The following is a 10,876-nucleotide window of genomic DNA, read 5'->3' on the forward strand; positions in this document are numbered from 1 at the left end:
ACCTCAGACCGGAAATTTGCTCATCAAGCTTCCTTCAGATTCGCAGTCACCCACGACACCCTTGCTCTTGGCTAACGCCTACGTCACCTTCGGCGTTCGGGACTTTCACCCTATAGATTGTGCCCATGCCGGGCACACATGAAAAAAGGCCCTGACCGCCATGTAACGGTCAGGGCCTTTAAAAACTATTTTACAGATTCAGCACCCTTAATAAGAGCACTTTCGTTCAATGGAACAAGATGAGCTTTGGTAGGTCCGAAAACCTTCTTGAAAGCTTCAATGACAGTTTCGCTCTTGACCGTCTTTGTGATTTCAAGATACGCTCCAAGCATTACCATGTTGGCAGCCTTGCCTGTTCCCAAAGAAACGGCAATTTCGTTGGCCGGAATATAGTAAACTTTGACATCATCCCTTGTGGCTTTTCTGTCAATCAAAGAACTATTAATGAAAAGTTTTCCGCCCGGTGCCAATTCTTCTTCGAATTTAATCAATGAAGGAAGGTTCATGGCTATTACAGTAGTGGCGTCTTTCTCAATGATAGGTGATCCAATCAATGTGTCGGATACCATTACTGCGCAGTTTGCTGTTCCACCACGCATTTCGGGTCCATATGAAGGCAACCACGAAACCTGCTTTTCTTCAATCATTCCGGCATAAGTCAAAAGTTTTCCCATTGACATAACGCCCTGACCTCCAAATCCTGCACAAATTACTTTCTCATTCAACATATTATTCCACCTCCCATGGATTTCTCATGTTACCCAATGGGTAATAAGGCATCATATTCTCTTGAAGCCATTTGATTCCATCGACAGGCGTCATACCCCAGTTAGTCGGGCAGGTAGAAAGCACCTCAACTATTGCAAATCCTTTGCCCTCGATTTGACATTCAAAAGCCTTCTTGATGGCTTTTTTTGCTTTTTTGACATTGGCAGGCGTATCAACAGCAACACGCTCAACAAATGCGGCGCCATGAATTGTAGCAAGCATTTCGGAAACCTTAAGCGGTTGTCCACAAAGTGCTTCGTCTCTTCCGTAAGGAGCCGTAGTAGCCTTCTGTCCCACGAGAGTCGTCGGAGCCATTTGTCCTCCGGTCATTCCATAGATAGCATTATTTACAAATATCGTGGTTATTTTTTCACCTCTGTGAGCGGCATGAACTATTTCAGCTGTTCCAATTGAAGCCAAGTCTCCATCGCCTTGATAAGTGAATACAACTTTATCGGGAAGAGATCTTTTTATTCCGGTAGCTACGGCAGGAGCACGTCCATGGGCAGCTTCACTCATGTCACAATTAAAATAATCATAGGCAAGAACGGAACAACCTACCGGTGCAACACCGATTGTATCTCCGAGAACACCTAACTCTTCCAAAACTTCAGCCGTGATTCGATGGATAATACCATGGGTACAACCGGGGCAGTAATGGAATTCTTTTTCTGTAAGTCCTTGGGTCTTTTTGAAAACAACAGCCATTATTTGACACCCCCTAGCATTTCTTTTGCAGCTTCAGCAATAGCCTTAGGTGCAGGCACCATTCCGCCGCTTCTTCCATAAAATCCGATAGGCAATCTGCCTTCGTTTGCAATCTTGACGTCATCAATCATTTGGCCGCCCTGGCTCATTTCAACACTCATAAGAGCTTTTGCAGTAGCGGGTATTTCAGCAAATGCCTTATTCGGGAAAGGCCAGAGCGTTATTGGTCTTATAAGCCCTGCCTTGATACCTTCCTCTGCGAGGAGGTCTATAGCATTCTTAGTGATTCTTGAAACAGTTCCGTATGCAATGAAAACTATTTCGGCATCTTCAAGCTTGTAAGCTTCATATCTAACTTCTTTTTCTTCCATTTCCGTATACTTGGCTTCGAGTTTAATGTTCAAGTCCTCAAGCTCTGCCGCATCAAGTCTAAGTGAGTTTATAATATTGGGCTTTCTTTTACCCTTTGTTCCTGTAGTTGCCCAGTCTTTTTCCGGCAATTCCATTTTTTCCGGTTCTTTGAACTCTACAGGCTCCATCATTTGGCCGATCATTCCATCGCCAAGAACCAATACGGGATTTCTGTAATAGTCTGCGATATCAAAGGCTTTCATTGTATAGTCAACCAATTCCTGCACATTTGCTGGTGCGTAAACAAGTGTCCTATAGTCGCCGTTTCCGCCGCCTCTTGTAGCTTGGAAATAGTCTGACTGAGAGGATTGTATTCCTCCGAGTCCCGGGCCGCCTCTCATCATGTTTACTATAACGCATGGAAGTTCAGCCCCAGCTATGTAGGAGATACCTTCCTGCTTAAGTGCGATACCCGGAGATGAAGAAGATGTCATAACTCTAACACCGGCTCCTGCTGCTCCGTAAACCATATTTATAGCCGCAATTTCACTCTCGGCTTGAACAAAGCTTCCACCTATAAGCGGAAGTTCTTTTGACATGTATTCAGGTATTTCATTCTGCGGTGTGATAGGGTATCCGAAGAAGTATCTGCAACCAGCTTTAATAGCAGCTGCTGCAACTGCTTCGTTACCTTTCATTAATACTTTAGCCATAGGTCATTATCCCTCCTTATTGTTTATTAGTCTCTTTCTACGGTAATGCATACATCAGGACACATGGTGGCACAGTTGGCGCACCCAATACATTTGTCCATATCCTCTACGCCTGCCGGATGATATCCTTTGGTATTGATCATGCTTGTGTCGAGTTTAATGATTCCAACAGGACAAGCTGCAACGCATAGTCCACACCCTTTACATCTTGCTTCGTCAAATGTGACTTTACCTTTTGCTTTTGCCATTCCTTCACCCCTCCTCAAATTATATGGTTTTCGGGCCCCAGAAAAATTACATCCAAATTTCTCTCATGTACAATTTGATTGGAAATATCTCCCCATCAATATTTTCTGGAAGCAGTCGGGCAACGTTTTCCAGTGTACTGACATACTTTATCGGAATGTCCAATTCTTCCGAAACTCTTTGCGCAAGTTCCTGCCCTCTCATAACATCCTCAATAGTAGTTTCTCTCAACATATGGGTGTTATTTACGAGACCAGTAACCTTTACTCCTGTTACGCTCTCTATGGAATCGATATGTCTGATTGCGCCTTCAACGGTGCTTGTCTGCTCCCTGTTGGCGTTTAAAATACAAAACATGTCGTATTCGTCTTCCTTGAAGTACTCCTTGTACCTTGCTAAAACCCTTGCACCTACTGCATCTCCGCCTATGTCGAGCACAACATCATATTCCTCGTTTTGAAGAGGAGCCGCAACGCTGGCCGTGATTGCCGGTAAATCAAGAGCCGATTGTCCGCCTAGTGAATTGGACATGACCCAAACTCCCATTTCTGTCAACTCTTCAGATTTTTCTCTGGACCTAAAATATGGATTTACTATATCAAGATCGGCAATTGCAACCTTTCTGCCCATTTCAGCCAATTTGGCCGCATAGTTGACAGCGAATTCCGTTTTGCCGCTTCCGTAATGTCCAATTATGACTCTTATCCGCTTGTCATCCAACATTTAATCACCTTTCCTATTAGAGTTACAAGCTCCGGAAAAAACCTTTATTTTCAAACATGGGGTTTTTAAATGCAGCCCTCTCCGGTCTTGCACTCTTCCGTCAAATTATTTAAGATATTCCTGTGCCTTTTCTTCTCCATTTATCACGCGGAGTGCTCCCTGAGCCAATGCCGCCATCTCATCCTCTCCCGGATATACGAATACCTTTCCCAAAAAATCTATCTTTTCACGAATCCATCCAATCAAAATCTTGTCGAATGCGAGTCCTCCAGTCAATACCACTGCATCGACATCGCCCTTCAAAACAGCACCGCAAGCGCCTATTTCCTTGGCCACTTGATAGGCCATTGCTTTATATATCAATTCGGCCTTCTTATTTCCGCTTTCAATCATTTTGCCGACTTCGCGACCATCATTTGTATTCAAATATGCCACGAGTCCTCCCATGCCCTTTAGTTTCTTTTTTATTTCGCCATGGGTATATTGACCCGAGTAACATATTTTGGCAAATCCGCCAACCGGAAGTCCGCCTGCACGTTCCGGCGAAAATGGTCCTTCACCGTCAAGCGCATTATTAACATCTATTACTCTTCCACCCGAATGGGCTCCTACTGAAACTCCACCTCCCATATGGGCAACAATTATGTTGATGGTTTCATATGGCTTTCCTAATTCTTTTGCCACTCTTCTTGCAACAGCCTTTTGATTCAATGCATGGAAAATGCTTTTTCTTTCAAGCTCAGGCATTCCTGATATTCTTGCTACATCCTCCATCTCGTCTACAACTACAGGATCCACGATAAAGGAAGGAATGTTTAGACCAGAGGCTATCTCATGCGCGAGTATTCCCCCCAAATTAGAAGCATGTTCTCCAAGAACTCCAACCTTCAAATCATCAAGCATTCTCTCAGAAACACCATATGTGCCTCCTTTAATTGGCTTTAACAGGCCTCCCCTTCCAACAACAGCAGAAAGCTTTGTCAAGTTGATTTCGTTTTCATTTAATGTGTTGAGGATTACAGATTTTCTAAACTCATATTGATCATAGATTTTTTCGTATTTATTTATCTCTTCTGCCGGATGTCTCAGTGTCGTCTCAAATATTGGTTTTTCACCATCGAAAACCGCAATTTTAGTTGATGTGGATCCCGGGTTTATAGCCAGCACTCTTTTTTCGTCAGTCATATTCCCAACCGCCTTTCTAATTATTGCCTTTGGCCGCCATAAGGACGCCCATGGCTATTGAATTTAGTTTTGTTTCATCGCTGTCCGCTCTTGATGTCAAAACAACAGGTGCCTTAGTTCCTACGAGTATGCCAGCATTCTTCGTTTCAGCAAAGAAAACCAATGCCTTATAAAGTATGTTTCCAGCCTCGATATCCGGAACCAAAAGAATGTCCGCTTCCCCTGCCCCTGGGTGAGTTACTCCCTTGTGGTCTGCTGCCTTTTTTGAAACAGCATTATCAAGCGCAAAAGGTCCGCCCACTATGCAACCGCTTATTTCTCCAGTCTCGTTCATCTTTTGAAGGGCCTCGGCATCCAATGTGCAAGGCATCTTGGAATTCACTTTTTCCTTGGCGCATACCACAGCAACATTGGGAACATCTATGTCTAAAGCCTTTGCGGCCATAACCGCATTCAGCAATATCTTCTTCTTTGTTTCAAGATCCGGAGCAATTGCCATTGCAGCATCTGTTATAAAAAACAGACGGTCATAGCCCTTAATTTCAAATATCGCCACGTGGCTTAAGACACTCCCTGTTCTCAGCCCCACTTCTTTGTTTAGTACCGCTTTAAGTAGAATGGATGTATCTACAAGACCCTTCATAAGTATGTCTGCTTTTCCTGAAGAAACAAGCACTACTGCTTTTAACGAAGCCTCAGCCATGTCCTTCATATCAATCACTTCATAATTTTCAATTGGGATTTTCTTATCAATGCATATCGATTCTATTTTTTCCTTATTTCCAACGAGAATTGCTTTCGCTATTCCCTTCTGTCTGGCTGCTTCCACAGCCATAAGCACCTCAGCATCCTCAGCGCATGCAACAGCTATTGTTTTTGGTCCTCTCTCCGCGGCAATCTTTAAGACTTCATCAAAGCTTCTTATCATTTACTCCACCTCATCCTCGTATATTTTTACCTCTTCCCCCAACAAAACTCTAAGATATCCTTGGTTTAAGGCCCACATCTCGTCCTCTCCAGCCTTTACAAGAACCGGAGCAATAAAATCCACACGTTCGGCTATATAGTCTGTAAACAAGTTTTGACTTCTCATCTCCCGCGATTATCATCTTCTCAACTTCTCTCGCGTCGTTAATTCTGCCTCCATGTCATTAATCATTCCACACTATATTATTGCAAGTATTGTGCCAAAAAACAATAATGAAGGATTCTTTTTAGAATCCTTCATTATCAAGCCTTGCGGCCATTAATCACAATTTTACAATTCTCAGAATATGTTGCAGTGCAATTTCTTGCACTGCAACATATTGCACTTTGGCTTTATTTTGCATTTTCTTGCATCTAGCGTATCCCATGTTTTTCCAATTTATAGTACAAACTTCTTAGTGAAACGCCCAAGACTTTGGCTGTTTTTTTTCTGTTACCCTCATTTATTTCTAAAACTCTGAGGATATAGTTTTTTTCAAAGGTGCTTATTCTATCTGTCAAATTTTCCATCTTACCTATTTCTGAAGGCTTTTCCTTTAAAAAAACCGTCTTTGCATGCATAGCATCATCCAAAAATTGCGAAAGATGATATGACTTGATGACACTCTCGCTAAAAACCATGTTTATCATAGCGCGGCCAATTACATTTTCAAGTTCCCGTATGTTTCCAGGCCAGTCGTACAATTCAAGTATTCCGAGTGCTTCCTGCGAAATATCTTCAGCCATGCGTCCGTACTCTTGATTATATTTTCGAATGAATTGTTTTACAAGCTTTTTTATATCGCTTTTGCGATCTCTTAGAGGAGGAATTACAATGGGTATAACATTCAGCCTGTAATACAAGTCCTCCCTGAATTCTCCCCTTGCCACCGCTTTTTCAAGATTCTTGTTGGTAGCTGCCAGAATTCTTACATCTATCGATATAGATTTGTTTCCCCCAACCCTAATTATTTCTTTTTCTTGAAGCACTCTCAAAATCTTCACCTGAGTACCCATGCTTATCTCCCCTATCTCGTCAAGAAAGATAGTTCCTCTGTTTCCCCTTTCAAACAATCCTACCCTTCCACCCTTTAGCGCCCCTGTAAAAGCCCCTTCATCGTATCCGAACAATTCGCTTTCAAGCAGATTTTCATTTATTGAAGCACAATTGACTTTTACAAATTGAGAATATTTTCTATCACTTGCATTGTGAATTGCATGGGCAAAAAGCTCTTTGCCGGTTCCGCTCTCTCCTCTAAGTATAACCGTCGCAGGAGTAGCCGCCGCTATTTGGGCCTTCTTGATGGCATCGGCCAAACGCTCATGTTCTCCAATTATATCATCAAATGTATATTTCGCCTCCAGCTTGCGTATTATGCTTTTCGCTTGGTCCAGTTCATTAGTAAGACGCTTTATTTCTGTCAAATCGTGAATTACTGCAACGCTTCCCTTAAGCTGGTCGTTTATTACTATCGGAGCGGCATCCACCACTACTTCTCTTCTATTTGGCCCTACCCACATACGCTCGCCCATTACAGGCTTGCCTGTCTTTAGAACTTTTAGATGAATGCTTTCGCCCTCGGCTATATCCACTGTGCAAAGCTTTCCCATTATATCCGCACTCAAAAGTCCGGTAACCCTTGTATATGCTTTATTAACCAATACCCCGTACCCATCTTGGTCAACAACAGAAATAGCATCGTGCGTGGAATCGAAAATTCCTTCGAACATGCTGGTCATTTCCTTTAATGATGTCACCTGCAGCCCAAGCTCAAGAACCTCCGTAATGTCTCTAAACACTGCTACCGCGCCTATTGTTTCACCATATTCATTTTTAACAGGCATCCTGTTGGTGATTATATTGATGTCACCCAGAGGCTGCTTTCGGTTTAGCTCGGAGTTTCCAGTCTTCAAAACATAGGGAAGCCGCGTGTTCAGAATAACTCCTTCTACATGTTTTTCTATGGCATCCTCATATTTTATTTTGGTCAGCCGCTGAGCCGCCTTGTTAAACAGAGTAATTATTCCCGTTTTGTCCACAGCAATCATAGCGTCATGGGTAGAATCTATGATGACTTCCATTTCTTTTTTCATTTCCGGCACCTCTCAAGCGTTAGGGATCATTATTGCTATTCTTCATCTCCGGTATTGGATTCATCCATTATTTTAATCTCGATGGTTTTTGGAATTACTTCAAGCCCTATGAATTCGTTTGCTTTGCTGTCTATTACAACCTCATGTTTCCCGGCCTCCAAGCCTTCCAGATTGACAGACAGTGCAATATCCAATGGATTGACTGTATCCAGCACACTCTCTAAATCCCTTATTTTTACAGCTATGTCATTATCTATTTCCGACAAGTTTGTAACAAGACCCGTTCCCAAATTTTCAATCGCTATGGAATCTGAATTCAATATTATTTCCTTTATCTTTATAGGCTCAACATTAACTATCACTCTCACCAATCCTTTTTGGTGTGAAGCAGTCAGCCCCTCCGTTATTACTATCGGAACATCTAATTCAATGGATTCCGTAAGACCGGTTACATCTATTGGTTCCGTTTTAATAGACTCCTCAACTTCGATTGCATCCGTATTACCTTGAAGCTGAATTGTTTCGGGAATCACAGAAACCGATACTAATCTGTAGTTTTCATCCACTTCTCCTGTTATATCAGCAACTACCGGAATGCTTGCAAAACGATAGACATCTAGATGCACCTTAGTATATGCCTGCCCAATGGATACTCCGACAACCTCGTTTCCTTCCGAGTCAACTGCCCTCAACGGAACATTTTGCGAAACTGACTCGGTGAGTCCTCCGACATCTATCTCACCAATCACTTTTTCAACATTGTTTACAAACGACTCAGGCCCTGCCACAAGAATCTCTTCTATCTCAACAGTAGGCGCATTTGTCATAAAGCCTTCCAAGTGCTTGTTGGTTCTTATTATTTCTACAGGCTTCTGCTTTTGAACAATCCTGTCGAGTTCAATTTTTATCTGTTTAGGAGTAAAATCCGTAAGTTTGATACCCGTAGGTACTGAAATTTCAAGCGGAACGCTATTTGTTCCGTATTTAAAGCCCATAACATCTGCGCTTATTTTAATGTTCTCAGATGTAACTTTGTAGACATCGTTGCGTCTTCCCTTTATTTCCACCTGCACAACATAGTCCTTCTGACCTATCATTTCGAGCCCGGACTGTGACAATTCCTCAATATTAAGCAATTCGACACCTATGTTGTTAATTGTTGTCGTTAGCTCGGGGTTTATGTCTCCCATTACGTAGAACCAAAGCATTACCGATAAAGCCACAGAAACAATTTTAAGTGTTGTATTGTTTGATAGATTGGTGTAATTCCAAAAGCCTTTCAAAAATTTACTCATCTTTAGTCCTCCATTTCAGCTTGATAAGACTAAGATTGTCTTCGGTTCTATATAATTCCTGCATAAGTCCCCTAAGCGTATCCGTATCCAAAAATCTTGATAGCTTGCCTTCCCTTGCCACTGAAATGGCTCCGGTTTCCTCTGATACGATTACAACCACCGCATCTGTTGTTTCCGTTACGCCCAGACCCGCCCGATGTCTTGTCCCGAGATCTTTGCTAAGGCTTGAATTCTCGGACAAGGTCAGGAAACAACCGGCCGCCATTATGCGGTCATCCCTTATTATGACGGCTCCGTCATGAAGAGGGCTATTGGGAAAAAATATATTTATAAGAAGGCTGCTTGAAATTATAGCATCTATCTTTGTTCCGGTTTCTATTACATCGTTTAAGCCCGTTTCCCTTTCGAGTATTATGAGCCCTCCTATCTTCTGCCTGGACAGGGATGCTGCCGCATTTACTATTTCGTCTATGCGTTTTTTTACTTTATCATCTTTTATATCGACAATAGATTTGGCCACAAACTTGCTACGTCCGAGGTATTCCAAAGCTCGCCTAAGCTCGGGCTGAAATACGATCAACAAAGCAATTAATCCAAGCGTCACAGTATTCTTCAAAAGATATGTAGTGACATAAAGTCCGGACCACTCGCTAAGTTTAGTGGCAATAAGAAGAAACGCAATGCCCTTTAAAAGTTGTTCCGCCCTAGTTTCCCTTATGAGCATAAGCAACTTGTAAAATACATAGGCAATTATTCCCATATCGATTACATCTCTTATTCCTATGTTTGAAACAGCATCCAAAATTTGATCCAATCCCAACACCCCTAATTTACATTATTTGAGTATCTTTCAATTCAATCCAATTCTACTAATGAAAAATCCTATTAGCAAGGAAACAACTGTTACAAAACGATTAAATATGCATTTTTTTGCATCACATATAGAAAAGCTTCACAGCTACCACCATCAAAATCAGCCCCAATATTCTAAACGGAGAAATACTGTTTTGTCCTACACCTATAAGTCCATAATGTTCTATAAGCGTTGCTGCAAAAAGCTGGCTGAAGATGGCAACAGTATAGGTGGTTACAGGACCTATTTCCATTATGGAAAAGGTTATTGTCGCCATTATGCCCAATCCAAGAATGCCGGAAATTACAAGAAGCAGCATTCCGTAATCTACCTTTGCAATTTTTACAACTCCCGAAACATACTGCCTGTTCAAAAGCAGAACGGCTCCAAGAATAGCCGACTGGGTAAGCACCGGTATCAGTATCACTGTATATATGCTCGTCTGCGACGCCACCAAAGCGTTTATATTGCCCTGGAAAGCTATGAAAATGCCGGCTACAATAGCCATTGCAAGTCCCATTATCAACATAATATTATTCTCCTTCGTATCAAAGAACCATCAATCTACACCCGATTATATATTCTTTTGCTTACAAGTCAATACGACAATTATTTTATACCCCATTATACCATTTATAGTCTTTATCTCGGTGACAAATACACAATATTGTATAACTTTGTTTTTTTAAAATAATTTGACCGCTTGAAGCCTCTTCTTTTTGTTTCATTATACTCTTTGTAGGCTTTGTCCTATGCGCAAAGATAAAATCTCCGGTAAAAAAAGACACTAAAAAGCCCGGTTCATATGAACCGAGCTTTGGTGGTGCCCAGAGGCGGAATCGAACCACCGACACGGGGATTTTCAGTCCCCTGCTCTACCGACTGAGCTATCTGGGCGCGAAATAGCGGAGAGGGTGGGATTCGAACCCACGTGGGCTTGCACCCAAACGGTTTTCGAGACCGCCCCGTTATGA

The 10,876-nt window shown here is 42.2% G+C and carries 11 protein-coding genes, 1 tRNA gene and 1 pseudogene; all 13 read right to left on the reverse strand.

Annotation, left to right across the window (positions count from 1 at the left end; genetic code table 11):
• Positions 1-185: 185 nt before the first annotated feature.
• The 13 genes and pseudogenes from JJE29_07880 to JJE29_07940 all read right to left on the reverse strand — a co-directional run bounded on the left by JJE29_07880 (position 186) and on the right by JJE29_07940 (position 10,799).
• The gene (locus tag JJE29_07880) at positions 186-728 is read right to left on the reverse strand and encodes a 2-oxoacid:acceptor oxidoreductase family protein (protein ID MBK5252534.1); all 543 of its coding nucleotides are present in this window, start codon (positions 726-728) and stop codon (positions 186-188) included.
• A 1-nt stretch (position 729) separates the two neighbouring features.
• Entirely contained in the window at positions 730-1,476 is a 747-nt protein-coding gene (locus JJE29_07885; GenBank protein MBK5252535.1) for a 2-oxoglutarate oxidoreductase, read from the reverse strand.
• Positions 1,476-2,540 carry a 3-methyl-2-oxobutanoate dehydrogenase subunit VorB gene (locus tag JJE29_07890; protein ID MBK5252536.1) on the reverse strand — a complete coding sequence of 355 codons (1,065 nt, stop codon included), beginning with the start codon at positions 2,538-2,540 and terminating at the stop codon, positions 1,476-1,478. The genes JJE29_07885 and JJE29_07890 overlap by 1 nt, the downstream gene beginning before the upstream one ends.
• A 26-nt stretch (positions 2,541-2,566) precedes the next feature.
• Positions 2,567-2,788, reverse strand: a complete 222-nt coding sequence (locus JJE29_07895; GenBank protein MBK5252537.1) for a 4Fe-4S binding protein — start codon at positions 2,786-2,788, stop codon at positions 2,567-2,569.
• A gap of 46 nt (positions 2,789-2,834) precedes the next feature.
• Entirely contained in the window at positions 2,835-3,509 is a 675-nt protein-coding gene (locus tag JJE29_07900) for an ATP-binding protein (GenBank protein ID MBK5252538.1), read from the reverse strand.
• Positions 3,510-3,614: 105 nt separating this feature from the next.
• Positions 3,615-4,694: a butyrate kinase gene (locus JJE29_07905; GenBank protein ID MBK5252539.1), complete on the reverse strand. Its 1,080-nt coding sequence runs from the start codon at positions 4,692-4,694 to the stop codon at positions 3,615-3,617.
• A 16-nt stretch (positions 4,695-4,710) separates the two neighbouring features.
• Positions 4,711-5,622 (reverse strand): phosphate butyryltransferase, encoded by a 912-nt coding sequence (locus tag JJE29_07910; GenBank protein ID MBK5252540.1) that lies wholly within the window; start codon positions 5,620-5,622, stop codon positions 4,711-4,713.
• Positions 5,623-5,757: pseudogene (locus JJE29_07915) on the reverse strand (butyrate kinase).
• A 278-nt stretch (positions 5,758-6,035) separates the two neighbouring features.
• Positions 6,036-7,754 carry a sigma-54-dependent transcriptional regulator gene (locus JJE29_07920; GenBank protein MBK5252541.1) on the reverse strand — a complete coding sequence of 573 codons (1,719 nt, stop codon included), beginning with the start codon at positions 7,752-7,754 and terminating at the stop codon, positions 6,036-6,038.
• A 35-nt stretch (positions 7,755-7,789) separates the two neighbouring features.
• Positions 7,790-9,049 (reverse strand): hypothetical protein, encoded by a 1,260-nt coding sequence (locus JJE29_07925; protein ID MBK5252542.1) that lies wholly within the window; start codon positions 9,047-9,049, stop codon positions 7,790-7,792.
• Positions 9,042-9,809, reverse strand: coding sequence for a TIGR00159 family protein (locus JJE29_07930; GenBank protein MBK5252543.1), 768 nt, complete (start codon positions 9,807-9,809; stop codon positions 9,042-9,044). The genes JJE29_07925 and JJE29_07930 overlap by 8 nt, the downstream gene beginning before the upstream one ends.
• 175 nt (positions 9,810-9,984) lie before the next feature.
• Positions 9,985-10,431, reverse strand: a complete 447-nt coding sequence (locus tag JJE29_07935) for a DMT family transporter (GenBank protein ID MBK5252544.1) — start codon at positions 10,429-10,431, stop codon at positions 9,985-9,987.
• Between the two features lie 292 nt (positions 10,432-10,723).
• Positions 10,724-10,799, reverse strand: a tRNA-Phe gene (locus tag JJE29_07940).
• Positions 10,800-10,876: the final 77 nt, after the last annotated feature.

The organism is Peptostreptococcaceae bacterium, assembly GCA_016649995.1.
Lineage (GTDB): Bacteria > Bacillota > Clostridia > Peptostreptococcales > BM714 > BM714.

Excerpts from the sequence above, each read along its gene's own strand:
- JJE29_07880 (MBK5252534.1), bottom strand. The coding sequence starts at position 728 with ATGTTGAATGAGAAAGTAATTTGTGCAGGATTTGGAGGTCAGGGCGTT.
- JJE29_07885 (MBK5252535.1), bottom strand. The coding sequence starts at position 1,476 with ATGGCTGTTGTTTTCAAAAAGACCCAAGGACTTACAGAAAAAGAATTC.
- JJE29_07890 (MBK5252536.1), bottom strand. The coding sequence starts at position 2,540 with ATGGCTAAAGTATTAATGAAAGGTAACGAAGCAGTTGCAGCAGCTGCT.
- JJE29_07895 (MBK5252537.1), bottom strand. The coding sequence starts at position 2,788 with ATGGCAAAAGCAAAAGGTAAAGTCACATTTGACGAAGCAAGATGTAAA.
- JJE29_07900 (MBK5252538.1), bottom strand. The coding sequence starts at position 3,509 with ATGTTGGATGACAAGCGGATAAGAGTCATAATTGGACATTACGGAAGC.
- JJE29_07905 (MBK5252539.1), bottom strand. The coding sequence starts at position 4,694 with ATGACTGACGAAAAAAGAGTGCTGGCTATAAACCCGGGATCCACATCA.
- JJE29_07910 (MBK5252540.1), bottom strand. The coding sequence starts at position 5,622 with ATGATAAGAAGCTTTGATGAAGTCTTAAAGATTGCCGCGGAGAGAGGA.
- JJE29_07920 (MBK5252541.1), bottom strand. The coding sequence starts at position 7,754 with ATGAAAAAAGAAATGGAAGTCATCATAGATTCTACCCATGACGCTATG.
- JJE29_07925 (MBK5252542.1), bottom strand. The coding sequence starts at position 9,049 with ATGAGTAAATTTTTGAAAGGCTTTTGGAATTACACCAATCTATCAAAC.
- JJE29_07930 (MBK5252543.1), bottom strand. The coding sequence starts at position 9,809 with ATGGGAATAATTGCCTATGTATTTTACAAGTTGCTTATGCTCATAAGG.
- JJE29_07935 (MBK5252544.1), bottom strand. The coding sequence starts at position 10,431 with ATGTTGATAATGGGACTTGCAATGGCTATTGTAGCCGGCATTTTCATA.